Here is a 25,886-nt window from a genome sequence, read left to right as displayed (position 1 = left end):
TCGCCCGGTACTCATTAGCATTGCATTAAGATTTCGGCTCGCTCTTGCTGTCGTATCGCGCGCTCCACTCGTTAAGCACGTTATCGCGATCCTTCGCAGCTTCCTGCAGGTCGTACTCGATCAATTGCTCCACCGGATTTTTCGTGTAGCCGTCCGGAATGACGCCCGAATCGCCCTTCACCGCTACGATTGGATAGTTTTTGCTGTATTCAGCCATGGCTTCGTCCGTAATGGCCCAGTCGAGGAAATCCTTTGCTGCTTTTTTAATCGTTGCTTTTTTCATCAATGCATTGGCTTCTACATCCCAGCCTGAACCTTCTGCAGGAAAGACGACTTCAACGGGGGAACCGTCGTTTTTCTCTTTAATGCCGCGGTAGCCGAAAGAAATTCCGATCGGATACTCGCCGGTACCCGCCATCTTCGCCGGTTTGGAACCGGAATGCGTGTAAATACCGATGTTCTCGTGAAGCTTGTCCAAATACTCCCAAGCTTGATCTGCGCCCAGCAGCTGCTGCAGGCCGGATACCGTCAGAAAGCCCGTTCCCGACGAAGCCGGATTAGGCATCGTGATCAGACCCTTATATTCCGGTTTTATTAAATCCTCATACGATTGCGGAACGGCAAGCCCTTTTTTCTCCAGCTCTACCGTATTGGCGGTAATCGCCGTTTCCCATGCATCGATACCTACCCAGTGCGCCGGGCTAGAGCTATCCTTGAAATCATCTTGAATGCGATCGATCCCTACAGGTGAATACGGCTCCAGCATGCCGTTCTGATCAAGAACGAGCAAGCTTGTCGCGGCAACGCCCCAAACGACGTCGGCTTGCGGGTTATCCTTCTCGGCAAGCAGCTTAGCCGTAATAATACCAGTCGAATCGCGAACGATATTCAGCTTTATATCCGGATATTTTTCATTGAACGATTTCAAGTACTCCTTAATTTGGTCATCCTCAAGTGCCGTATAGACGGTAAGCTCCTTGCTTTCCGTATCAAGCCCCGCTCCTGCCGCAGCCGTATTGCCGGAAGGATTATCAGCTTCGGTATTAGCGCTCCCGTTGCTGCCGCATGCAGACAACACAGTAAGGATAATAAGCATACTCATTAATAGAAACCAGTTTCTTTTCATTTTTGATTCTCCCTTTCGATGATGTTCTTCACTAGCTCTACTATATGCTTGTTTGTTTAACGCACTGTTAATTACAAGTAAATAAATTGTTTTGTTTTATGTTTAATTGTTTTTGTGTGGACTTTTCTACTTTTTCATAGATCCTGCGCATAAAAAAAAGAACCCTAATCGTCGATAGACTTAAAGGTTCTATATAGGATAGCCGTTATTCCGCTACAATCCAGTGCACATCCCGATCATCGAGCTTGGCTTGCCAGGCGTTCGGAGGCGCGACGTCGCTTATGACCATATCAATCTCTTTAAAATCGGCAATTTTATAGTAATGGCTTGTGCCAATCTTTGTATAGTCGGCCAAAACGATCGTCTGCTTCGCCTGCTTCATGAAGGTTCTTGCAAGCACGCCGCGCTCATCCTCATAGCTCGTCACGCCGCTGTCGATCTGCAGGCCGTCTGCGACTACAAAAGCCTTGTCTACGTTGAAGTTAGACATAAACTCCATCGCAAGCGTTCCGGAAGTACGGTAATGCTTTGTATTTATTCGTCCTCCGATCAGGACGATTTCCCCGTCAAATATGTTCCGGTTTTTATACCCGATCAGCAGATTCAGCGTATATACGGATGTAACCAGCACCGTAAGCTGCTTCTTAAGCACTAGTGAATCTATCATTTGCAGCGTCGTCGTTCCGTCGTCGATGACGACAACGTCCTTATCCTGAATCAAGGAAGCGGCAGCACGTCCGATTCGCCGTTTTTCCTCCGCCTGCAGCACCTCGCGCCGAACGTAAGCAGGCTCTTCCCGCTCTACATTAATTTTCACGGCGCCGCCATAAACCCGCTTCAGCTTGAGTTCATTCTCAAGCTCCTCCAAGTAACGGCGGATCGTCTCCGACGAAACGTCAAGCGCTTGTACGAGCTCAGGCGTACGAACCTTTCCTTTCAATTGCAGCATATTAATGATGATCTGCTTCCGTTCTTCTCCGGCGAGCGACATCGCGATATCCCCTTCATCTTCAGCTTAACAAGCCTTCATTATAATGTTAAACGTATTCTAGCGCACTTCTGCCAAACTCTCAATCTTTTCGTGAATGAGAATACCGCGCTTCTTAAGTTGTTCGAAAATGACGGCAGGCTCAAAAGCGTCTTCAGGCGTGACGATGCCCGGACGATCCTTGCAAAGCGTTTGTCCGCTGGCAATAAGCTCCGTCGCAATGGCAAGCGGAATGCCGACATTGCGAGTGTATGCACGCAAGCCCTCCCAGTCTTCAACCGACCCGTCAGATGCCGGATGCGTATGAATGAGCGTATGCCTTACCGCTTCTCCGGTCTGGGCGGATATTCCGGTTACTTCAATATGCAGGGAATAGCCGTATAGCTCGGTATGATGTCCTTCCTTTGATTCGAACAAATATTGCCCAATGGCATCCATGATGCCGATTTTCTGATCGCCGATTGTAATTTTATCGTTGCGCATGAACCCGTATTCGTACAACGCACGGACAAGCCTCATATTGGGCTGCGGCCACGTTCCTCTTACTTCAACCAAGCGGACGCCCTTGCCCTCGAGAGCCTTGGCCAGCGTACGCGTCTCCGCGTGCGGAATTATATATTGCACGGAGGTGCCGTACGGCTCGGGCAGCTCGATTTCACGCGGACGCGCAAACGGCTCTACTTGAATGAATTGCCCGTTCTCAAACACCACTCTGCCAGGCAGTTCGGGATCATATTCGTATACGGTCGTTTCCGCAATCGACTTGGAAAAGGCGATCGGGCGGTAAGAGCCGTGGCTGACACGAACCTCATGTACCTCCTTCAACTGATTAGCCGCATGCATCGCCATCATTTGCGTAACGCCGGGCGTCATCCCGAAACCGGGCAAGCAAATTTTTCCGTGACGGGCGAATATTTCATGACTGGCATCCTCTTCGCCAAAGCCGTTTAAATTAATGCCGTGACAGCCTGCTTCCGCAATGCAAGCGGTAGAAAGTCCGTTTAACGTAATCGTCGTTCCGTCCATTACAATATCGTAACCTTTAAGTTGTTCCACGGTCGCCGCATGGTCAAGCACGTTGACCCGTACCGCGCGAACCCGTTTGTCATCGAGACTGGCCGCGACAGCCTCAGCCGCCTCCAAGTTGAAATCGCCTATTGTGATCAATTCGAATGCGGAATGCTGAACCAGATCCAGCACCGCCTCCCTGCAAATTCGTCCCGCGCCGCCCAAACAGAATACCTTCATCGCTCCCGATCCCCTTTATGCTTAATAAAATGTCAATTGATTGCTTTTGATCACCGCAACTAATCTTTCCATATCGGACGGATGGACATCGCCAATGCTGCCGATTCGGAAAGTAGGCTCCGAGGTCAGCTTGCCTGGATACAATACGAAGCCCTCTTTTTTCAGGCGAGCATAAAATTGTTCGAACGAAAATTCGGCATCCGGATAACGAAATGCGGTTATGATCGGCGATTGCCACTCGCGGGGCAGCAGCACGGAGAAGCCGGCATCTTCCATGCCTTCCGTCAATACGCGCTGGTTGCTGCTATAGCGGTTTTGCCTGGCTGCGATTCCACCTTCAAGCTCCAGCTCCCGCAGCGCCTGATCGAATGCACGCACGACATGCGTCGGGGACGTGTAACGCCATTTGCTGTTAGATCGCTCCATCATGTCCCACTGGTCGTACAAATCCAGCGATAACGAACGCGCATGGCCTTTGCAGGCGGCAATTGCTTCGCGGCGCGTGATAACGAAGCCGAAGCCCGGTACGCCTTGCACGCATTTATTACTGCTGCTGACCAAATAATCGATGCCTAGCTCCTTCATATCGAGAGCTACGCCGCCGAAGCTGCTCATCGCATCCACAATGAACGTAACTCCCCGGCGTTTAACTGCTTCTGCTATTTCCGCAAGCGGGTTAAGAACGCCTGTCGTCGTTTCGCAATGCACGACCGCCGCATGCGTAATGGACGGATCATGCCGCAGTGCCTGCTCGAATACGGCCGGATCGATCGCGCTGCGCTCATCAAAGCGTACAACCGTAGTCGGAATGCCCAGCACCTCGGCAATCTGAACGATTCTCTCTCCATAAGCGCCGTTAACCGCAATAGCCAGCCTGCCGCCTTCGCGCGGCAGCGCAGTGCCAATTGCCGCTTCCACGCTGAATGTCCCGCTTCCTTGCATCAGCACCGCTGTGTAAAGCTCCGTCTCCGTCTTCACCGCCAATTGAACAAGCCTTTCCCGAATGGAAGCTACCAAACGGTTATACTCCTCGTCCCAGGTGCACCAGTCTTTCAGCATCGCTTCCTTCACGGTCCGGGTCGTCGTCAAGGGCCCTGGTGTAAGCAGTAAATAAGGATTTGACGTTGATGCTGTTTCGTATGCTGTCATGGCTGTTCTCCCTCCTTCATGCGTTCATTGATATGACTAATAATTCCGTCCAGTTCGCCGATTTCACGAATAATATAATGAGCTCCCGCTTGCATCAGCCGCTCCGATACTTCGACAAACAGCCTTTCCTTCTCTGCAGGCGTCAACGCAGCCGTCTCCGCTTGCGTTAATCCGATCTCGTTTCCGCCAAAGATAACGCCTACTGACCATACGCCCGCATTCCGTCCCTCCCGCATATCGGCCTCTGTGTCACCGCATTTGACGATCGCGCTCATCGGATAAGTGCCAAGCCGCTCCGCGTTGCGGAAGATCATCCAAGGATGCGGACGGCCTTCGGCTGCCTCATCAGGCGTCACCGTGCTATCCGGTGAATAACCATGCTTAGCTGCCTCCGGCGCAATAATATCCATCATCGGACGGGTATACCCCGTCGTCGTTCCGATCGTAATCCCTTGCCCCCGCAAGCTTGCAATCAGCTTAAGCGCGCCTGGCACCGGTGCAGCGAATTGATGAAGAATGGAAAACAGCATCGGCTCGAACGCCTCGTACATATCGTCAATATCGCATTCGCTCGGAGCGCTGCCATATTTAGCTTGCCAAGCCGCCGATACGTCTGGATCGGAGCAAATGTCCCGCAAATGATCCTTTTTCATGCGGCCCATCGGCTTGCGGATGGCTTTCGAAGACGCCTCAATGCCTCTTTCCTCAAATAATCTGCGAAACGCTTCAACGGGCGCGAAGCTTCCATAGTCCACTACCGTGCCTGCCCAATCCAAAATTACTGTTTTAATCATCATTCTTGGCCTCCATTGTGTTGTTTGTTATTTTCTCGACTTATGCGGCGCATCCATTTCTTTTCTTACCGCTTCTGCCAAGCCGACATCCTTCGGCGCAGCCGCGCGGTTCCCGCTTCATACAGGATACGGACAACAATATTCAGCAGAACGACGAGTACTGACATCGCCGCGGCGGCAGCCGTATCTCCCGCATCGTCCATGCTGACGATTGATACCGATGCGAGCCTTAAATCCGAAGCATACAGGAAGATCAGCGCCGATACCGTAACCATTGCATTCACGAAATAATAGACGGCCATCTCCAATATAGCCGGCAAAGACAACGGAACCGTAATGCGCGTAAAAGTCCGGAGCTTCGAAACATTCATCGATTCGGAGACGCTGTCGAACTCCTTGTCCATCATTTTCAAAGTCGCTGTCGCCGTCATGAACGGAACGGAATAGAAATGAATGATATTAGCCAAAACTAGTATAATCATCGTCCCGTACACGAAATGGAGCGGATTTGCAGGATGGTTGAAAAAATAAATATACGATAGCCCGATTACGAGACCGGGCAGTGCCAACGGCAATATAGATAGAAAATAGGCCATTTGTCTAATCGGTTTGTATACGCGCGCATTCTCAATTAAATAAGCGAAGAGGAAGGTAATAACCGTCCCGATTACAGCTGTCCACGCCGCCATCTCCACGCTGTTCCAGAACGGATCGAAGCCGCCTGCTGCCGCTTTGGAGAAATCGAAGTTGCTCCAAGTAAACGACATGTCGTACGGCCATTTCTTCACGACCGAAGCGAGAACGACGGCTCCCATCAAGAGCAGGACCATTGCCGACAGCATAATCGCGTATGCATAAGCGAGAGCATTGCGCGTACGGTTTCGCTTGACGGAATAGGGAACCGATTTCGATGTCACATAGGCTTGCTGCTTTCGTGTCACCATACGATCAACAACGAAGGCAATTATAGCCGGAATCGTCAGCACGATACCAACGACGGCTCCCATTGGCATATTTTGCTGACCGACAACCTGTTTGAAAATATCGGTAGCAAGCACGTTGTATTGACCGCCGACGACCTTAGGAGCTCCAAAGTCAGTAAAGCTTAGCGTAAAACAAATGACAACAGCACTAAGCAGCGCATATTTGACCGACGGAAGCGTTACCGTCCGCAACTTTCGCCATCCGCTTGCTCCCATTGACTCGGCTGCCTCATACAAGCGGTAATCGCTGACGGCAAGGCCTGCGCACAAAATAAGGAACGCCTGCGGAAACGTATAAATGACCTCCGAAATGATGATGCCCGTCGACCCGTATAGCGGAATTCGCCATTCGAAAGGCAATAGGCCGAACAGGCCGGTCGATATCAAGCCCTGATGCCCGAATAAATACGTAAGCGCAATGCCGTGCATCATAGTCGGCGCGAACAAAGGCAGCATAGCCAGCGCTTTGAACAATGATTTCCCTTTAATATCCGTTCGCGTCAGCACGTAAGCTAGTCCGAAAGCCAGCGGTACGGCAATTGCCGTAGCAGTCGTCGATACGGTTATCGTATTTAACAGCGATTGGAGCAGCGATTGGGATTGAAAGTATTTCGCAAAATTGGCCAGACCTGCTGGATTGCCGCTTGAATCAACAAATGCTTGCTTGAACATGGATAAAAGCGGAAGCACAATGGCTGATACTAACGCAAGCAGAAGAGCGATCAGCATCAGCTTTAACAACCAGCCGCCTTCTCCCGACTTTTTCCTGCTCATCCTCGTTTGCAAGGCTGTGACATGGTTAGCTTTCACTGTCATCCTGTACTCCTCTGCGCCCCCGGAGCTTGCGAGGGGTAATGCAGCATACGCTCTTCAGGCAAATGCAGATGAAGGAGTGAATTTCGCGACCAGTTGAACCGGTTAGCCATTTGCGCGGAAAGGTCCACCGTTACGTTAATGTCCGTGTTGCTGCCGAATTCATTGGCTAGCAGCAAGCTTACGCGGTAGAAAGCGCCCCTAAATTCGACATGCTGCACGAAACCGCTGATTCCTCCGTTATTTAGCTCCCCCGGCATGCCTTGCTTCTCATAGATCTGGATATGCTCGGGACGAATGGCAAGCACATCATTCGGGCTTGCTTCCATCCACTTCATCGTTCCGGCCGGCAAGAAGTTGATAGCGCCGATAAAATCCGCAACGAACGGTGTATTCGGCTTGTCGTATACATCTTGGGGAGTACCGATTTGCACGATACGGCCATGATCCATAACGACGATTTGATCCGCCATCGTCAAGGCCTCCTCCTGATCATGCGTAACCATAACCGTTGTAATGCCTAGCCGTTCCTGGAGCTCGCATAGCTGCTCGCGCAGCATCACGCGCACCTTGGCATCGAGAGCGGACAAGGGTTCATCGAGCAGCAGAATGTCTGGCGACAGCGCAATGGCTCTGGCGAGCGCAACGCGCTGCTGCTGTCCGCCGGAGAGCTGGGCAGGATACCTGTCGCGCACGGCTGCCAAGCCGACGAGCTCGAGCATTTCCTGCACGCGTTCCTCGATTTGCCGCTTCGGCTGCTTCCCCTTCAAGCCATAACCAACGTTCTCGCTTACGGTCAAATTCGGAAACAATGCATACGATTGAAACACAATGCCGAAATTCCGTTTTGCCGAAGGCTGCATCGTAATATTTCGTCCATCAAGCATGACCGTGCCTGAGTCTGTCTGTTCCAGACCTGCTATTATGCGAAGCAATGTCGTCTTCCCGCAGCCGCTAGGACCGAGCAGACACGTAAACTTTCCTTTTGGAATATGAACACTGACATCTTGGAGCGCCTGAAAACCGCCGAATGCTTTGCGAATGCCGTTAATCGCCAATCCTTCATTATTCATTCTCATTCTCCTTGCTATCCTCGGTTTAACACCTTTGTATCTTAAAATAGTTTTGTTAAAAGAGCGTCAAATACAAGTAAAGATTGTGTGTTTAATTGTTTTGTTATTGTTTTAAGTTGCGTTTGTATGTAAGGACGTGATTATGCAGAGCCTGGAGCCGGGATTCCGTTTCTTGTTTTCCACAACAACACAAATAAAGGACTGATTCCAAACCTATGAACGCGATACTCCCCCTCTAGCCCTTATTCTCGCATCATGATCGAAACACACATAAAATCCCCAAGGCTCAGGCTCTTGGGGATTTTATTATACACGCAGGTAGTGGAAGCTTTTTTATGCCGATTTACAATAAAGCCTTGGTAAAACTAGTACAAGCAAGCACGCGAGATAATGACCAGTAGAATAAAAAGGACAAGAATGCAGCCCACATTCGTGAATGCACCGCCAACTTTTGGTACGCAATGTCCAACTCCTGCAACCGGGTAAGGAGCATTGTTTCCTGCACCAACACCTGCTACTCCATAGCTCATTTGTTCATCTCCTTTGCGTTAAGGTACACAGTATCCTATGTTTCAGGGCGAAAAGTGTATGGGCATTCGCATGAAATGAGCAAATGCCTAAGGTTACAGCTGCAGCTAATACAAATCCTCCTCCTTCTTGCAGTTATCCTTTATAAAGACTTGCTCTGCTTTCGCTTTCAGTTCGGCCTCGATATGTTGAATGACCAATCTGGGGATCCACCTATCCCAGCCGGCATGATAGGCATTTGCCGTTATCGATTGCCAGACGCGATAAATAAGTCCGATCGTGACGGCGTAGAAAAACAAACCCGGCATACTCAGCATCGTATCTAATAATTTCGAAAACATAGGAAGCAACAAAATAAACAACGTCCGAAGCACGCCGAGTTTCCCATATTCTAAAGCTTGTCTGCCCCCTAAATGCGCTGCCGCGATTCCCGTAATCCAATCCAATGCAATAGCGGCAATTAATATCGTGATTAACAGCAGCCTTCCCTCTCCGTATAACGCCTCCATTCCGTATAATAGATAAGCATAAATCTCTGGAGCCTTCATCCTCCTCATCCTCCCCCTAGATGGTATTGACATTACCCTAATTAGTAAATATACTAGCTGTGAAGTAGCGAAAATATCCTTTTAGCGTGTTTCACAGATCGCTTTATGTATTCGTCTGGTGAACTTCATTGTATTCGGTATTTATAATACCGTCAAGTATTTTAAATACTTCATTTTATTATTGGAGGGTATTAAAAATGTCATTGGGAACAAGAATCAAGCATTTGAGGATCGAACGCGGTTTAACGCAGCTGGACATTGCTTCGCAGCTGGACATGGGGCGATCCAATTTAGGCCACATTGAGAATGACCGGGTAACGCCAACGAGCGAGGATTTGCAAAAGATGGCCGATATTTTAAATACGACCACCGATTACTTGCTTGGCCGCGACCTTTCCACAGCAACTATACCCGACTGGGCAACGCATAAGGATAAACGCGACTTCAAAAAGCTGCTCGAGGAAGACGGGGAAATTATGTTCGACGGCGTGCCGATGAGCCCTGCTGACCGCATACGCGTCATGGACGTTCTTACCGGGCTCTTCTGGGAAGCGAAGCAAATGAATAAGCACAAGAAAAAAGCAGATCCGCAAAACGATGCTCCCGATGATCCCAAAGGATAGGTGTTGCTATGGATAAACTAATTCTGAAGCTCATCCGCAAATTCAAGACCAACGATCCCTTTACCATTGCCGAAGGTCTTGGCATTCATATACGGATTGCAGATTTAGGCGAAGGAACGCGCGGCCTTTATTTCAAGAAGCTTCGCCGGCGGTTCATCGTCATCCACGAGAAGCTCCCCGATGATTGGCGCCGGTTCGTATGCGCCCATGAGCTGGGCCATGACCGGCTTCACCCGGGCTTCAACCGCTTTTGGCTGGATGAGCAATCCTATTTCAATGTGGGGAAATACGAGCGGCAAGCGAGTAAATTCGCCGTTCGGCTGCTCACGGCCGGCGATTCGCCTGCCCGCTCTGAAACGCTTGAGGAGCTGCTGATGCGTAATGGCGTTCCTAAGGAGATGCAGAAGTTTTATTTTTGAATCTGGGCTAACGACAGGGATAAACAATCTCCAAGACAAACACCCAATCAAATTGTAACGACCCTGCATAACTTATAGTGTACTCAACACGAAGGAGGTGCCTTCAACAATGTCCGGTTATGTAGGTGGTGCTTTCACGAACACTGGCACGATTCTTGTGCTCTTCATTCTATTGGTGATTATCGCTTGTAGCTGCTTGGGCTTCGGCGGCTATGGCAGAGGCTAATAAACCTCTAAGTCGTAACCTTGTTATGCAAGGTGTACTACTATAACTCCAGTTAACAAGCCAAAAAGACCCTTTTCAGGGTCTTTCTGGCTTTTCCGCATCTTTCTATATATAAGATTTGATTGATGGAGCCTCTGAACTATACAGGTTGAACTAAAAATTGCAATGCTTTAATAGAGCATTTCTGAGACAAAATAGTCGGCCAACTCGTTCCAATCTAGCGATTATAAAATGGGTCGAACTGTATAAGTTATGCAAAGGAATAGGATCAGGTAGAGATTCTAATGTCTGTTCCCGTCACCGAACGCACACTCGCCCCAATTCCGATTGAAGGAGGGCTTCTTCGTGTTTTGTCAACGCTTAATACCTATGGTCACGATTTCACACGGCCCCACCGGAAGAGTAACGACCGACTGATCAAGCAAGGCTATGCTTTCGCCTGGAAGCTCCAGCACATTGCTTTTATACATTTGCCCTATGGAGCGGCCATCTGGAGCATTTAGCTTCAATGTCGCATCTTGCGCCTGCATATTGAACCAGCGCAGCATCAAATCGCCGGAATTCTCGTTCACCTTCATCGACGAGAAAGCTAGACTCGCGCCCTCCCATGCGATTATTGCGCCCGACGGGACGAGCCTGCCCGCGTGAACGCCTGTCTGACATACCGTCCACGGCACCTGGAACTGGTAGGCGTCCGCGTAGGCGCCGGATTGAACGCCGTCGCCGCTGTGCGGAATAATACGCAAGCGGAAGCGCTGCCCGCCGAGGCATTGCGCCTCCGGCGTAGGGAAAACGCCCCAATCGCCCAGCTCCGATACGGAGCGAAGCAGCGTTACCGCAATCGTGTTGCGGCCGTCGCGCAGCACCTCATATTCATGCAGACCGAGATTGGCAACCGTCAAGCCTCCATGCTCGCCGCTAACATCAACAAAAGTCTGCTGATGCTGAGCATTGCTGGGATTCATCCACTCGGCTGCCGGCTCGTTGTCGCGCACGGCCACCTCGAAGATCGAATCCGCGCGATGAACGGATGCTGCCACGTCGGTCGGGAACAACGCGCGTACGCGATGATCCTTCGCTTGGTTGTTGAACGACGTCTCCCATTCAACTCCTTTGCCGCTGCTGCTCAAAGCCACGACGGTTCTGATCGTAAGCAGTACGGTGTCTTGCGAGCGCTGCGCCTTCCGGTCTGGGAAGTAGACGGCTTCCTGCTTTTCGGTCTCGAACGCCTCGTCCGCAGATGCCGGCACCGCCCACTCGTGCACAATTTCAATCGCCGCGCGGTAAGGCGTATGCTCGAGAAGCTGTATCCTCGCCTGCAGCCCCTTCGTCGTGAGGGCTTGTTCCCCATTCGGCTGCTTGTACATATATTCATTGCCGATATCGCCCGTATTCTCATATACGCCGAGATCGCTATAGGCTTGGCCGCTCTGCTTATCCGTAACGCTGAAAGATCCGTCTTCGGCAATAGCTATGCGGAGCCATTCATTCTCCAGCATGCGATCCTCTGCCACGAGCATAGCGGCGGGACCTCCGCTCGCCTTCGCGCTGCCGTGAACCCATGCGTAAACGGTATGCCCCAGCGCCGCCACCTTCTCCGCCGCGAACGTCAGCCTCACCCTGCGGCACATGTACGGCTGGCGGAACTTATCATCCGGCAGGTCATAGCCGAACTGCAGTCCCAAATCCTCGACGGAGTAAGCAACGGCAGCGCCTTTATGGTCAATGAGCGTTCTGCCGCTCACATCCACGGCTTTCATCCGCCGATTCATTTCGGTAAGCTGCACGCCCTCGCGGTAGTAAATCCGCTCGACGTCAAGCTCGACCGAGACCGTTCCGCTGCGCTCCCAGCCTGTCGTATTATATACGACGAACGGCAGCGCATCCTCGCCATAAGCGGCGAATGCGGATGTATCTACCGCATCAGCAATGGCTTGCTTGGCATCGTCGATGATCGCTTCAGCGACATGGCGGCTCTTGTCAAAGCGGGTCACCATCTCGCGGTGCACCTCGTCAACGCTGCAGCCGCAAATGCTGTCATGCGGATGATTCTGCATTAACGTCTTCCACGCATACGTAAACAAATGATGAGGATACTCGTGACCGACCGTTTGCGCCAGCGCGGCCAGCGGTTCGGCCACCTTCTCCAGCATCGCTTGGCCGAGCTGGTTCATTTGCTTCAAATAAACGCGGGCGGAAGCGGTGTTCACAAGCGTCGACCAGCCGTCCGTCTGTTGACTCCTAAGCTCTCCCTTGACGACAGACAGCTCGCGGGTCAACGACTCTTTCACCGAAGCCAAATAGTCCTCGAAGTTCGAATGCACGAATTCCGTATCCGGGAACAAGCGTCTTGCCGTGTCTAACGCGGCCGACAAATCCTGCTGGATCGGCTGATGGTCGCAGCCGTTCATGAACAGCAGCTGGCCGGTTGCGGCATATTTCTGCGCCTCTTCCAGCTTTCGTTCCCAATAAGCTTTAGCTTCCGCCTCGTCTACAGGCACTTCCATGCCGTTGCAATACCAGTTCGCGAACAAAATTCCAAGCACCCGCGAGCCGTCCGGACCTTCCCAAATCAGCTCGGAGAATGATGATTCGTATTCCGAATCCGCCACGGTATTATTAAAGCCGGTCGGCTTCACGCCTCTTCCGAATATCGCATTATCAATGCCGGCCTGCCGCAATATTTGCGGCGCTTGGCCAATGTTGCCGAACGTGTCGGGGAAATAGCCTACCTTCGCGATCGTGCCGTAACGCGATGCGTCCTGATGGCCGATTTGCAAATTGCGCAAATTCGCTTCGCTGCTGGTCAGGAATGCATCCTGCAAAATGTACCATGGACCGATCGGGATCCGTCCTTCGCGGATATAACGCTCGAGGCGCTCCCTGTTCTCAGGACGTACCTGCAAGTAATCCTCAATGATAATGGTCTGTCCGTCCAAATAAAAGCTTTTGAACGCCGGATCGGTATCGAGTGTATGCAGCAGCGTATCCATAAGCTTCACTAGCAGGACATGATGCTTCTCATAGGGCAAATACCATTCGCGGTCCCAGTGTGTATGCGAAATAATATGGGCCGTTCGTTTATCGGTCATAACTGAGCACCTCTTCCAAATATTCGTCGTTAACCCGCGGGAGTTACCGTCACCTCTACTTGACTCGGACGATATACGGAGCGAAGCCCGCCGTTCGCGTCACACCCGAAGAGTACCGAGCGGTCACTCTCCAGCGCAAAAGAATACACCGCACCCGTTACAGGGTCCTTCACCTCGATCGCTTCGTCAAAGCCGGATTCCGACACGAAGACGAACAAAGCTCCGTCACGGAACGTAAGCTTGCGGCCATATATCCCGGATAATTCGCCGCCTTTGATCCAATCCAACTCCCGGCCGCAGCCTGCCGCAGCCAGCGCGTATTCATACAATGCTGCAATCGGCTCGATGCGGTCGTTAAGCTCGATCGGCAGCGGGCACCAGATCAGCCGCCCCTTGCCGTAAGCAACTTCCTTAATCGTATCTGCCTCAATTGCACCGCTAAAGGCTGCCTCAGTCACTTCCTTCGAAACCTCCGCGATTCGGCGGTTTCCGTAAGATACCGGCATGACGCGGCCGCCAAGGCGGAGCCGCTCCTCGCGGCGGACATTGCCAAGCTGCCGCGTGCCCAGCAGATTCGTAAGTCTGTCGGTCGGTCTCCAGTAAGCATCCAGACCCGCCGGTCCGGTCATAAGCAGCGTCGCGCCTGTCCGGCTTACGAAGTCAAGCAGCCGATCAAGAGCAAGGTCGTCTATATTATGGGCGCTCGGCAGGATGACAAGGTTCGGCGGGTTCGCCTCCAGCTCATCCAACTGATACTCCCCGACTCCTCTGAACGCCGTGTTCAACTCGTAGGCAAGCACCCTCGTTGCCCGCGTGGTAGCATCGAACGCCAGCTTGCGATTGGAGAAATCATTGGAATATGGGAATACAACCGCCGCGTCCTCCAGTTTCCTATCAACAAACAAATCGCGTATCTCTGACATAAACTGCCCGAAATCGTACGAGATATCCGCCTCCGGCTTCTCCGTTCCGTCCGCCCGCAAAGCGCCGATATGCGATTCGTTCGCATTGTCCATATAGTAATTCGTGTTCCAGATCCACTGAATCGCGCCGGCGCCGCCAGTCGCGAACGCATAGGCGTATTTCCGCTCCAGCATATTGCGGAGCTCCGCTTCCGAACGCTTCGCCCGGCCGTCCGGCGTTTCCACATACATGATGCCCGTCTCCTGCACAAGGCACGGCTTGTCTGCCGTCTTGGCAAAGATGCCGTCCCATACAAGGTGGTCATTGAGCCACCAGGAATGCACGGTCGTGTAGTCGGCCGCCTCCGCATAGAAGAACGGCGAAGGCCTTTGCGCGCCAAGCGCCTCGTCCTGTCCGACCGTTACCATATGGCCCGGGCATTCGTCCTTAATGGCATCATAGATCTGCCTTGCCCAACGGTTATGCATCTCCATGGAGAAGAGCGCGTAGTCAAGCCAGCGCGTTCCTTTCTTGCCCTGGTGCATGTCCTGCACGTCAAAGTTGATTTCCTCCGGCTCCGGCGGCAGCGCCGCTTCAAATTCCGGCAGCTGCTCCGGCGACATGTTCCAAAGCTCCTGCAAACGTTCTATCGAGCCATGGCGCTTCTTCAGCCAATCTGCATACGCGGCCTGCTCAAAAGGATCGCGGCATGATCTCGGTCCGTCCGAAAATATGCGGGGCGGGTCGAACATTGAAGGCTCGTTGATCAAATCCCAGTCCACGTTCGATGTTTCCTTATGACGCGAGACAATGGCTCTGACGAATCGTTTCTGCGCCTCTACGCTGCGCGGATCGAGATAAGGATTACGTCCTTCCCATGGCTCCGGCGTAAAGGAGAAGAAAGTGAAGGTTACCTGCAGGTCATGCCGCTTCGCCGTAAGCAGGAAAGCATCGATCGAACGGAGCGCTTCCTCCGAGGCATGGCCGTCGACCTGCATCACGTTCCGGTAAGCCGTCCATATCCCCGTTCTGATCCAGTTAATGCCGGCTTTGCGCATCTGCGCCATATCCTTGTCCCATACGGACGCATTCGGCAGAAACAAAAACTTGCGGGCGACGTCCGAGGTCATATACGTCATGCCTACTACCGGCATCGGCTGCCCGTCCTTCTCGAAATAGTCGCGTCCGCACGTAACCGGACTGCCTTCGGCGAGCAGCCTGCGGTCGAAGCCCCAGAAACCTTGACGAAGCAAACGCACTTCGCCAGTGGACGCTTCCGCCCGGCATTCCATCAGATAGTATCCGGGCTTCAGCTCAAGCGGAACGTGAAGCCGTGCAAGGCGAAGCTCGTTATCCGCCTCCTGCTTCATGCTGACCGTCCAGCTCTGCCCGGGCTCGCTCTCATGCTTCACCGTGATCGAGAAGCTCCAGTCGGCTGCGCCGCCAAGCCTCCCAAGATGCTGAGCCTGCAGCGTCAGCATCGCCCGCTCGCCCGGCTCGTAGGAGGCATAATTGGGCTTTAGCCACAGCTCCGTAACGCCCGCCGCGCAATAGGAAGCCCATCGGGCCAGTTCCTCCGCGCCGCCATTCGTCCAGAAACCGTCTAGCAGCGGCATGTTCACGAACAGCCAGCGGGCTCCCGCGAACATGCCCTTCGTATTTTCCCAAAGCACGACGGGGGCGGCTACCTCACGCCCTTCAGCCGAGATGCCTTTCAGCAGCGGGTACAAATGTGCGTCCATCGGACCGGCAGAGCCCATCTGATGAGGCAAATCGCTGCTTTTCGTCACATGCGGCACTAAATTCCACGTATCCGACACCTCGAATAACGCTTCCTTGCCCTGCAGCAGAGGAAGCTCGGCGAGCGCCGAAAGCTTGTCAACCGGCGACGCGTCAACCGGCAGCGTCTCATGGATATGAAGCTCGCGGTGATAGGCCGTTTGCTCAGCCTCCGCTTGCCAGCCTTCCGCTTCGGAAGCGACGACCGGACGCTTGAACGGCGCGCCCCCAATGCTGATCAATCCGCCGCCGCGTTTCAAATACGCCGAAATTTCGCTCCACGCCTGCTTTGGGAAATAAGGGGCATGCAGATTAATGAATACCCCGCAGTTCGTATCGCTCAGCGCTTCCGCCAGCTCATCCGCTCGTACGACGGTTCCGGCCAGTTGCAAACTGCTTTCCGCATCGGCTGGCAAACGACTTGCTATCGGAAACGATTGATCATAGAGGATGACCGTTTTGAGGCTCATAGAAGGCCATCCTTCATCGCCTTATAGACAAGCTGCGAGAACAGACTGTTTGACCATGCGAACCATTTGCGCGTGAACACGGCCGGATCATCCGCATGGAACCCTTCATGCATGTAGCCGGTATCCGCATCCGTCGCTTCCAGCATCGCGATCATGGCTAGCTTCTCCTCGTTATCCGTTGCGGTTAGCCCCTGCATCGACAGCGCCATATGCCAGATATAATCAGGCGGCGTATGCGGGCTGCCTATCCCCTTGGCTGCCTTGCCTTCGTAGTAGAACGGATTTTGCTTGCTCAGAGCAAACCGTCTCGTATTCTGATAGATCGGATTATCCGCGTCCGTGTAGCCAAGGTAAGTAATCGACATCAGACCGGGCGTGCCCGCATCGTCCATCAGGCAATAATTGCCGAAGCCGTCCGTCTCGTAAGCATAGACCGGCCCGAATTCGGGATGCTGGTAAATGCCGTAAAGCTGAATGCCGTGATCGACATCCTCCTCCAGCTTCTTCAGCTCCTTCACGAAGGCCATGTCGCGGAATACCCACTCCGCAATCTCCCTCATCTGGCGCAGCGTGACGACCGCGAACATATTCGCGGGAATATTATAGTGGAAATCGCAGGCGTCGTCGCTCGGACGGAAGCCAGACCAGATCATACCGGTGTAATTGACCGGCATGCCCAGACCATCGTTGCGCAGCGAATCGGTCGGAATGCCGTTATCTCTGGTGAAGCGGTACGGCGAGCGCTCGAAATGGCGCTGCTCCGTCTTCCACAGCTCCGCGATGCGGCGCATCGCCGACTTGAAACCCGAATCGAAAATATCCGTTCTCTCGGTTTCCTTCCAGTATTCGTGAGCCAGACGCATGGAGAAGCAAATGGAGTCAAGCTCGAATTTGCGCTCCCAAACCCACGGCGACATGTCCGTCTCGTCGGTCGTATTCCAGTGCCAGTCATTGTCCGTTTCGTTAAAAGCATTCGCATAAGGATCGATCTGAATAGACGAGATATGCCGCTTGATCAAACCGCCGATGATGCGCTGCAAATCCGCATCGTCCTTGGCAAAGGGCACGTAGTGAATGACCTGCTCCACCGAATCGCGCAGCCACATCGCGGGAATGTCCCCCGTAATGACGAAGGTCGTGCCGTCATCCATCAGCTTCGTCGTCGTTTCGAGCGTATTCGGGAAACAGTTCTTGAACAATTGGAGCAGCTTCGGGCGATGCGCCAGCTTCTGCTCCGCTTCTTGCAATACGTCTTGAATCGCCTCCGGCAGCTTAAGCTCCGGAAGCGGAATTTTCGGTAAGCGGAATTGCTCCATGTTGTCTAACTCCTTTATCTGTCGAGTTTCGATCTTATTCCTTCACTGCGCCTACCGTAAGTCCTTGTATGAAATACCTCTGGAAAAACGGATAAGCGAAGACGATCGGGCCGGTTGCCAGCACAACCATCGCCATGCGCGACGTATCCTGCGGCATCGACTGCAGCACGCCCGCGCTGATTGACTGCGAGTTCTGCATAATGAACTGCATGCTGTTCTCGATCCGCATCAGCATCGACTGCAGCGGCACCAAATTCGGATCGTTAATGTAGAGTAAAGCGTTAAACCAATCATTCCAATAGCCGAGCGTGCTGAACAGACCGATCGTAGCGAGACCCGGCAGCGACAGCGGCAATACAAGCTTAAAGAAGATGCCGAACTCGCCTGCACCGTCTATTTTGCCCGATTCGATGATCGCGTCAGGCACCATCGTCGAGAAGAACGTGCGCAGGATCATGATGTAGAAGGCGTTCACCGCAAGCGGCAAAATAAGCGCCCAGATGGAATCCTTAAGCCCGAGCAGCTGAGTGACGACGATATAGCTCGGTACGAGACCGCCGTTGAACAGCATGGTGAAGAAGGCGAAGAAAGCAAAAAAATTGCGATATTTAAAGCTGTGACGCGAAATAGCATAAGCGAAGAGCGCCGTACATGCGACACCGATGATCGTACCAATAATCGTAACGGCAATCGTTACCCCGTAAGAGCGGAGCAATTGATCGCCTGCTTTGAATAAATAACTGTAAGCCTCAAAACTCCACTTCTCCGGAAATAGCTGATAGCCGTTGCGGGCAAGCGTCGTCTCGTCCGTAAACGAAATAATCGTTACGAATAAAAAAGGAAATACGCATAAAAAAGCGAAAATGAAGGCCACCGAGTGAAATGCGATATTCCATGCCGGCGTCAGCCTATGAAAATCGCGGCCTTTCGTCGTTCCAACGGACACAGCCGTTTCCCTCCCATCGTGTTGCTTGTTTCATTAAACTGCCTTAGAACCTAGAACAAAGCATTATCTTTATTGAATTTGCGAACGATGCCGTTCGATGTAATAACAAGAATGAAGCCGATCAGCGACTGATACAAGCCTGCCGCCGTGCTCATGCCGATTTCCCCAGTCGATTTCAGTCCGCGGTACACGTAAGTGTCGATTACATTCGTTACGCTGTACAGCGTTCCGGAATCGCGCGGCACCTGATAGAACAGGCCGAAGTCCGCGTAAAATATTTTCCCAATCGCAAGCAATGTCAAAATCGTAATAAGCGGCGTCAGCATCGGGATCGTTATGTTGCGGATCTGCTGCCATTTGTTTGCGCCGTCGATCATCGCCGCCTCATAAAGCGATTTATCGATGCCCATGATAGCCGCCAAATAAATAACGCTGTTATAGCCGACAGACTTCCACAGAAAAACGACGACGATAATGATCGGCCAATAGGTCGGATTCGAATACCAATTGAGCGGATCGATGCCGAACCAGCCGAAGATTTGGTTCACGACGCCTTTATCCATGCTCAGGAAGCTGTACACAAAGTAGCCGACGATGACCCAAGACAAGAAATACGGCAGGAACATGCCCGTTTGATAAACCTTAGCCAATCTTTTATTCGCAATTTCAGCGAGCATAATCGCCATCGCAACGGCGATGACAAGGCCCAGCACGATGAAAAATATATTATAAAGGACTGTATTTCGGGTAATGATATAAGCGTCGTTTGTGCTGAACAGAAATTTGAAATTTTGCAATCCGACCCATTTGCTCTCGATAATGCTGGCCAGAAAACCGTCACGGCTGTAGCGGTATTCCTTGAACGCGACAACCATGCCGGCCATCGGCAGGTAAGAGAAGAAAATGAACCATAGCGTGGCCGGAAGCACCATTGCCAGCATCGCTTTATTTTTGCCAATATCCTTGAAAAAACGCCCTAAGGCTCCCACGTTATCACCTCTTATGCAGTCAATTAATGAGAGAAGGTATGAATCGAATGATGTGCATTCGCCTCATACCTCCCGCTTCCTTACTTGTTCGCGGCTCTCCACTCGTCAAGCTGGAGCTGCGCTTCTTCCATAATTTTATCGAGACCGGCAGCCTTGAACTTCTCGTTCGCACGCGGCAGATATACTTCAGGATCGACCGTTCCGCTCATGAGAGGCGCCCAATATTCTTCTCTCACGTTCTGTACGGCCGCAATCTCCGTCGTTACTTTCGACGTATCGAAATTGAAGCCAAGCAGAGGAGCAGTTGTACCCGCATCGTTGAATTTTTTGAACTCTTCCCACTTGTTATCAGGGTCGGTCGGGTTCAAGTACGTAAGCATCAGGTTGCCGAGCGAGAAGGTCGGCATATCGTAGTTTTTCGACTCATCGAGGTTTTCCATCACGGTGTCGCTTACTTTCTTGTAATGAACGTCCTCGATACCCGAATCGATCATGTTGCGCAGTACAGGGTCGGTGTTAAGCAGGTTAAGAAATTCCATCGCCTTCTCCGGATATTTCGAGTTAGCCGAAATAGCCTGCATCGAGCCCATAACCGACCAGTTGTAAATAAGCGCCTCGCTTGCCGGCGTCGATACGACCGGATAACCGTAGCTGGCTGACCATAGGTTGTCTGCGAACGGCTGGGATGTCGCCCGGTCAGCGAACCATTTGCCGGTCGATTGCACGTCCGTCAACGAGTCCATCGTAGCCGCTTCCGTCGGAATGTAGCCCACTTTGTAGTATTTGTGCATCGTGTTCAGCATTTGTTTCATTTCCGGAGAATCCAGGACGTTTACGATTTTATAGTCCGTCGTATCGAGCGATACCCCCATCGGAAGCTTCTCGATCACGTAATCGTAAGGAACGTAAGGCATCTGGTTTTTATCAACCGCGAGCGGGTAGACGTCCGGCTCGTTTTCCTTAATCGTTTTCAGCAGAGGCTCCAGGCTTTCCAGCGTATAAACGTTCGAAATGTCCAGCTTGTACTTGTCAACAAGCTGCTTATTGAATCGCCATACCTCTTGAGCCGGAAGCTCTTTATTGGCTGGAATGCCGTAATTGCGGCCATCTATCTTGGAGCCTTCAAGGAAGGCGGGATCAAGCGTATCGACGATGCCTTTGCCGTATTCGGCAAGCAGATCGTCAATTTGCATGAATGCGCCCTTTCTTGCGTTTTGAACGTAGTCGAATGCCCATGATGCCGTAAACATAATGTCCACCGCTTCACCCGAAGCGGTCATGACCTGCAGCTTCTGCGAGTAGTCGCCCCAATCGATCATGTTCATCTTAATCGTCACGCCGATTTTTTCGGCTGTATATTTGCTGACCTCCGCCATAACCTTGTCCACGTCTTTTTGCGGCGTGCCGATCGTGTACCAGATCAGCTCAACAGGTTTCTCCGCCGTGCCTTCCGCGTTATCGCTCTTGCCTCCGCCGCATGCGCTTAGCATGATCGAAACGATAAGCAGCAGCGCGAGCGCCGGCATAAATTTTATTTTCTTGTTTTTCATTTTATATCCTCCCCTTGACGTTATTGCATTTCATACTCTGACTTTAACGGATGTAACGCTTTTCAAATAGGCAACAAACTAAAGGAATGATGTACAAATTAAAGAAAACAGACTACCCTGCGCCTGATCAGAGTAGTCCTTTATAATCCGTAGGAGATATCCCTACATATTTTTTGAATTGTTTGTAAAAATATCCTGTTTCCCAATAGCCGACCTGAGTCGCGATTTCCTGCACCTTCAGATGCGTCTCCTTCAGCATCTCCTTCGCCTTGCCGATCCGGTATTTATTGAGGTACTCGGTGAACGATTCGTTCGTTTCCTTCTGAAACAGGTGGCCCAAATAGACCGGATGAATATTATACTGCTGGCCGAGCGATTTGAGCGATAATGCCTGCGCGTAATGCTCATGCACATAATTGAGCAGCAGTTGAATAATAGGGCTCTTCACGTCCCGCATGAGCGAATCGACAGTTAACGAGGCCGCCTCTTTCACGATAGCCGCCAGCTCATCGATAGTCTCAGCCTGCATCACCTTTACGAAACCCGGCTTGTACAGCTCCGGCTGGTCGGCCTGCTTGATTTCTTTCAGCTCCATCTTGAAGCGGATCAGCATCTCGATGGCCATGCTTTGAATAAACGCCGGCGTAGCTCCCGCGAGCGTCTGGTATTGCTCGAATTCTGCGGCGATTGCCTGATGAAGGCCATCGATATCCTTCGCTTTGATGAGCTTGGCATAGGAAGGCCAGTCGAGCGGGTCCGTCAGCGCATGGGCCGTGCCGCCTGTCTCCGGCAGCAGTCCGTAATCCAATATCGTCGGCTCGTCGAACAGCAGGAAGTATTCCTGCGCTTTCTTCGCATTCGCATAGCTGCGCGGCGCTCCTTCGCCCATCGCCTCCACGCTGCCGAGCGAGATGCGCGATTGGCCTGACGAAAGCCGCTTCTGCATGCCGAGAAGCTTATCGATCGCCTCCTGCTTGCCCGCGACCGGATCCTCGAACATGAAGACGATAACCAAATCGCCGTCGATATCGACAAAAGGCAGCATCGAGGAATCCTGAACGGCAAGCCGCTGTGCAGCGTCATACGATGGCTCGAATTGATCCTCCGTACGAAGCACCGCCGTAACTAAGTAGGGACGGTCAAGGCGGATTTGCAGCATGTCTGTCCGTTCGTTCAGCTCGTTCGGGGCGATGCGTCCCGTTAACCAGCGATACAGAATATTATCCCTTAAAATGCGAATATCATAATCGCTGAACAGCCGGTCAGCCCGCGTCGCGTTCAGCTTGTCAATGGTGTTCGCGAGCGTTTCCTGCAGCTCATCGATATTAATGGGCTTCAGCAGGTAATTTTCTACGCCAAGCTTGAGTCCTTCCTTAATATATTGAAAATCGTTATATCCGCTCAATATAATAACCTTCAAATCCGGCCGGAACCTTCGCGCTTCGCGGATGAGCGATAATCCGTCCATGATGGGCATGGATATGTCCGTGAGCAGGATGTCGACGGGCAAATCCATGAGCAAGGCGAGCGCATCCTGGCCATTTTCCGCGCTGCCTGCAATTTCAAGCCCGAATTCCGACCAATCGATTATGTCATATAGGCCTTCAATAATGAACGGCTCGTCATCGACGATGAATACTCTATACACCCTCTGCCTCCCCCGAGTCGGGAACGGCTATCGTCACGATAGTCCCAATGCCCTTTTCACTCTCTATTTCAAGTCCGTATCCGCTTCCGTAAAGCAGCTTCAGCCTCTCATGTACGCTTCTAAGGCCGAAGGATTCACCGCTTTCTTCGGGCGAATCGAGAGACTGACGGATCGATTCCAGCTTTTCCTCGTCAATACCGGTTCCATTGTCGGCGACCTGTACGCGGATCCGCCCCTCCTCCTGCAAGACGCTGATCGTAATTCGGTTATCCGCCCTGCGCGGTTCGAGACCGTGCACAACATAATTTTCAATAATCGGCTGCAGCGCCATTTTCATTATCATTTTGTCTGATAATTGTTCGTCTGATTCAATGGCATAAGATAATTTATCCTTATAACGGATACGAAACAGCTCCAAATAAAGACGGGATGTTTCGAGTTCGTCCTTCAGCGTATTGACCCCCTTCGGCTGCACGAAGCTTTTGAACAGCACAGACAAGCTGTAGATCATTTCGCCGACATCCTTTGCCCCTTGCGAAACGGCCCGCATGCGAATCACTTCCAGCGTGTTATAGAGAAAATGCGGATTCACCCTTGCCTGAAGCGCGGCCAGCTCGGTATGCTTTTGTTTGATTTCCGCTTTGTAAACGCGGTCGATATGCCGCGTCAGCTCATCAAGCATATCGTTGAAGCTTCTGGAAATTTGTCCGAGCTCGTCCTCCTTCTCGTCCTGAATGCGGGCGGACAAATCGCCGGTTTCGACCTTGCGCATGAAACGGATAATTTTATTCGTTCGTTTCGCGAAGTTGACGACGACGAGAGTCGGCACAAGCAGCACCACGATGATGCATATCGCGCTAATGAGCATAATCGTTTGTTTCAAGCCCCGGTAAGCGGCGGCCACTTCATCCTTAGGAGCAATCCCGACGATCAGATAACCCGCTTGATTTTGCGTCAGCGTCGTCACGTAGGACTCCTTTTCCAACATTGCTGTCCCGTGTAACGTTTCGATTTGATCCGTATAGGGATAGAGGGCACCGTAATAATTGTTCGATGAATCGAACAACACTTCCCCTTCGGGCCCCAGCACTAGAATATAGCCCTTCAACTGCTCACCGTAGCTGGCCAGCTCCTGCTCGATCCGAGACGAATTGTAATACACGAGCAGCTGTCCGATATTTTTCAGTGTATTCTTATCGTTGATTGGAACGCGTATGGCATACAGCTTCGGATCCTGCTGGTTGATCGCGTTCCGTACCCATATGCTCGGCACCGAAACCAAATTGTTCTCAAGCGCCATCGCATCGGGAATGAAGGAACGTGAAGCATTAGCCGAGATCAATCTCGTCACCTGCTGCTGCTTATACACATACAAAAACTGCTTATCTGAACTGTACAACAGCAAATTTTCGATATCCGGATCGTTCTCAAGCTTATTTTCAAAATAATCGAGCCCTTTGGGCATATCGATATTCGCTTCCGCGATATTTTGATCCAGCATATATTTCATATACTCATCGAACGGATTTTGCAAAAAATAGGACAGCTGAAGCGAGAGCGGCTCATTCCGGTATACGTCCAGCATCATCGTCTGAACCGACTCGTATTTTCGAGTCATATAGCTATTGATTCGGTCCATCGCTTTTTTCTGATTCTCAAGCTCATTGCGGACAATCGACTGCGACATGAAATCGAACATGAAGTAGGAAAACGTCACGATCGTCACCGTCGTTATCACGACGAACAACAGGATCATTTTCATAAACAGATTGTTCTTGATGTAATTGTCGTACAAGCTGCTAATCTTCAACATTCGCTCCTTTCTGCGTCACGCCCCATTAAACAGGCTAACACCGTATGTTTCTACAACATCTAATCATACTCCAGCAGGATTGAAGGAACAAGCGGCATACGGTTCCTCTGAGGGCAGACAGCCTTTCTCCTTCTCGCTTAAACGTTTGCTTTGTAGTAAAATGGAACGATGCCCACTATATGATTAAGAGGTGTCCGAATGTCAATTAGCTTTACCCAATCGAGAATAAGCCGGTTAAAAAGAGAAATAGCTGCGATTGAAAAACAAAGCTTGGATGAGAAACAAAAAAAAGATAAAGCCCAGGCTAAAGTGAAGCAGTTACAAAAAGACAGCAAAAAAAGTACGCTGCCGAGTGATTTAAGCAGTAAATTGACCCGGATAAATAAATTAAACGAAGAATTAACGGAAATCAACAAAAAACAAGTTGATTTATCTAAGCTGTTGGTTAGCAAGAACGCGGAGCTAAAGCAGGCTCTCTCCGTGACTCAGCAGAAGAAAAGCAAATAATTGGAGGAACTATCCCCAACGACATTCTTTTATGATACCCTATGCGGGGAAATCAGTAAGGCAAATTGTTGCGATATGTTCGTGGTCAGTGTGTGAATGGAAGATGAGATCACAAAGCGTGTGTATCTTCACGTTACAAAAAACATGAAGAAAGAGTCTTCCCAGAAGTTCGGCGAACTTATGAGAAACATTTGATTATATTAGATATAATTTTTGTTTTACTACCGCCTCCCAGTTCAACACTTCACACACCATTAACGCAATCGGGTAGGAGGCTACTCATTATTTGAGTAGCCGACCTCCCACACCACCGTACGTACCGTTCGGTATACGGCGGTTCCCTAGTTTACGCAGT

At 51.4% G+C, this 25,886-nt stretch carries 21 protein-coding genes; 4 read left to right on the top strand and 17 right to left on the bottom strand.

What is annotated here, in order from left to right:
• Nucleotides 1–25: 25 nt before the first annotated feature.
• The 9 genes from L1N85_RS11070 to L1N85_RS11030 all read right to left on the bottom strand — a co-directional run bounded on the left by L1N85_RS11070 (nucleotide 26) and on the right by L1N85_RS11030 (nucleotide 9,250).
• Nucleotides 26–1,126 carry a putative 2-aminoethylphosphonate ABC transporter substrate-binding protein gene (locus L1N85_RS11070; RefSeq protein ID WP_235237743.1) on the bottom strand — a complete coding sequence of 367 codons (1,101 nt, stop codon included), beginning with the start codon at nucleotides 1,124–1,126 and terminating at the stop codon, nucleotides 26–28.
• A gap of 205 nt (nucleotides 1,127–1,331) precedes the next feature.
• Entirely contained in the window at nucleotides 1,332–2,117 is a 786-nt protein-coding gene (locus L1N85_RS11065) for a DeoR/GlpR family DNA-binding transcription regulator (protein ID WP_235237734.1), read from the bottom strand.
• Between the two features lie 57 nt (nucleotides 2,118–2,174).
• Nucleotides 2,175–3,362, bottom strand: coding sequence for a saccharopine dehydrogenase family protein (locus L1N85_RS11060; protein WP_235237731.1), 1,188 nt, complete (start codon nucleotides 3,360–3,362; stop codon nucleotides 2,175–2,177).
• A 21-nt stretch (nucleotides 3,363–3,383) separates the two neighbouring features.
• Nucleotides 3,384–4,511: a 2-aminoethylphosphonate--pyruvate transaminase gene (phnW, locus tag L1N85_RS11055; RefSeq protein WP_235237729.1), complete on the bottom strand. Its 1,128-nt coding sequence runs from the start codon at nucleotides 4,509–4,511 to the stop codon at nucleotides 3,384–3,386.
• Nucleotides 4,508–5,308 carry a phosphonoacetaldehyde hydrolase gene (gene phnX / locus L1N85_RS11050; RefSeq protein ID WP_268818239.1) on the bottom strand — a complete coding sequence of 267 codons (801 nt, stop codon included), beginning with the start codon at nucleotides 5,306–5,308 and terminating at the stop codon, nucleotides 4,508–4,510. Before phnX ends, phnW begins: the two co-directional genes overlap by 4 nt.
• Before the next feature lie 62 nt (nucleotides 5,309–5,370).
• Nucleotides 5,371–7,104 carry a putative 2-aminoethylphosphonate ABC transporter permease subunit gene (locus tag L1N85_RS11045; protein ID WP_235237727.1) on the bottom strand — a complete coding sequence of 578 codons (1,734 nt, stop codon included), beginning with the start codon at nucleotides 7,102–7,104 and terminating at the stop codon, nucleotides 5,371–5,373.
• Nucleotides 7,101–8,174, bottom strand: a complete 1,074-nt coding sequence (locus L1N85_RS11040; RefSeq protein WP_235237725.1) for an ATP-binding cassette domain-containing protein — start codon at nucleotides 8,172–8,174, stop codon at nucleotides 7,101–7,103. Before L1N85_RS11040 ends, L1N85_RS11045 begins: the two co-directional genes overlap by 4 nt.
• A gap of 365 nt (nucleotides 8,175–8,539) precedes the next feature.
• Nucleotides 8,540–8,704 carry a hypothetical protein gene (locus tag L1N85_RS11035; RefSeq protein WP_235237723.1) on the bottom strand — a complete coding sequence of 55 codons (165 nt, stop codon included), beginning with the start codon at nucleotides 8,702–8,704 and terminating at the stop codon, nucleotides 8,540–8,542.
• A 105-nt stretch (nucleotides 8,705–8,809) separates the two neighbouring features.
• Nucleotides 8,810–9,250 (bottom strand): phage holin family protein, encoded by a 441-nt coding sequence (locus tag L1N85_RS11030; RefSeq protein WP_235237721.1) that lies wholly within the window; start codon nucleotides 9,248–9,250, stop codon nucleotides 8,810–8,812.
• 197 nt (nucleotides 9,251–9,447) lie between these two features.
• Between L1N85_RS11030 and L1N85_RS11025 the strand changes: the two genes are divergently transcribed.
• From L1N85_RS11025 to L1N85_RS11015, 3 genes are all read left to right on the top strand, one after another.
• The gene (locus tag L1N85_RS11025) at nucleotides 9,448–9,873 is read left to right on the top strand and encodes a helix-turn-helix domain-containing protein (RefSeq protein WP_235237718.1); all 426 of its coding nucleotides are present in this window, start codon (nucleotides 9,448–9,450) and stop codon (nucleotides 9,871–9,873) included.
• Between the two features lie 8 nt (nucleotides 9,874–9,881).
• Nucleotides 9,882–10,292, top strand: coding sequence for an ImmA/IrrE family metallo-endopeptidase (locus tag L1N85_RS11020; RefSeq protein WP_235237716.1), 411 nt, complete (start codon nucleotides 9,882–9,884; stop codon nucleotides 10,290–10,292).
• A 109-nt stretch (nucleotides 10,293–10,401) separates the two neighbouring features.
• Nucleotides 10,402–10,518, top strand: a complete 117-nt coding sequence (locus L1N85_RS11015; protein WP_235237714.1) for a YjcZ family sporulation protein — start codon at nucleotides 10,402–10,404, stop codon at nucleotides 10,516–10,518.
• Nucleotides 10,519–10,871: 353 nt separating this feature from the next.
• Here L1N85_RS11015 and L1N85_RS11010 read toward each other — a convergent pair whose 3' ends face one another.
• From L1N85_RS11010 to L1N85_RS10975, 8 genes are all read right to left on the bottom strand, one after another.
• A complete protein-coding gene (locus tag L1N85_RS11010) occupies nucleotides 10,872–13,610 on the bottom strand; it encodes an alpha-mannosidase (RefSeq protein WP_235237710.1) in 2,739 nt (912 codons plus the stop codon).
• Between the two features lie 29 nt (nucleotides 13,611–13,639).
• Nucleotides 13,640–16,762: a beta-galactosidase gene (locus L1N85_RS11005; RefSeq protein WP_235237707.1), complete on the bottom strand. Its 3,123-nt coding sequence runs from the start codon at nucleotides 16,760–16,762 to the stop codon at nucleotides 13,640–13,642.
• A complete protein-coding gene (locus L1N85_RS11000) occupies nucleotides 16,759–18,078 on the bottom strand; it encodes a glycoside hydrolase family 125 protein (protein WP_235237703.1) in 1,320 nt (439 codons plus the stop codon). Before L1N85_RS11000 ends, L1N85_RS11005 begins: the two co-directional genes overlap by 4 nt.
• A 34-nt stretch (nucleotides 18,079–18,112) precedes the next feature.
• Nucleotides 18,113–19,024, bottom strand: a complete 912-nt coding sequence (locus L1N85_RS10995) for a carbohydrate ABC transporter permease (RefSeq protein WP_235237702.1) — start codon at nucleotides 19,022–19,024, stop codon at nucleotides 18,113–18,115.
• A gap of 50 nt (nucleotides 19,025–19,074) precedes the next feature.
• Nucleotides 19,075–20,013, bottom strand: a complete 939-nt coding sequence (locus L1N85_RS10990; RefSeq protein WP_235237700.1) for an ABC transporter permease — start codon at nucleotides 20,011–20,013, stop codon at nucleotides 19,075–19,077.
• Between the two features lie 80 nt (nucleotides 20,014–20,093).
• Nucleotides 20,094–21,563 carry an ABC transporter substrate-binding protein gene (locus L1N85_RS10985; protein ID WP_235237696.1) on the bottom strand — a complete coding sequence of 490 codons (1,470 nt, stop codon included), beginning with the start codon at nucleotides 21,561–21,563 and terminating at the stop codon, nucleotides 20,094–20,096.
• Between the two features lie 127 nt (nucleotides 21,564–21,690).
• Nucleotides 21,691–23,211 (bottom strand): response regulator, encoded by a 1,521-nt coding sequence (locus tag L1N85_RS10980; protein ID WP_235237694.1) that lies wholly within the window; start codon nucleotides 23,209–23,211, stop codon nucleotides 21,691–21,693.
• Nucleotides 23,204–25,024 (bottom strand): sensor histidine kinase, encoded by a 1,821-nt coding sequence (locus L1N85_RS10975; RefSeq protein WP_235237691.1) that lies wholly within the window; start codon nucleotides 25,022–25,024, stop codon nucleotides 23,204–23,206. Before L1N85_RS10975 ends, L1N85_RS10980 begins: the two co-directional genes overlap by 8 nt.
• Before the next feature lie 198 nt (nucleotides 25,025–25,222).
• On the opposite strand from L1N85_RS10975, the gene L1N85_RS10970 reads away from it, so the two are divergent.
• Complete coding sequence (locus L1N85_RS10970; protein ID WP_235237689.1) at nucleotides 25,223–25,531, top strand: hypothetical protein; 309 nt, start codon at nucleotides 25,223–25,225, stop codon at nucleotides 25,529–25,531.
• Nucleotides 25,532–25,886: the final 355 nt, after the last annotated feature.

Source organism: Paenibacillus alkaliterrae (assembly GCF_021532375.1).
Lineage (GTDB): Bacteria > Bacillota > Bacilli > Paenibacillales > Paenibacillaceae > Pristimantibacillus > Pristimantibacillus alkaliterrae.
Note: the sequence above shows the minus strand (reverse complement) of the source record. Positions and strands in the feature narration are given on the sequence as shown.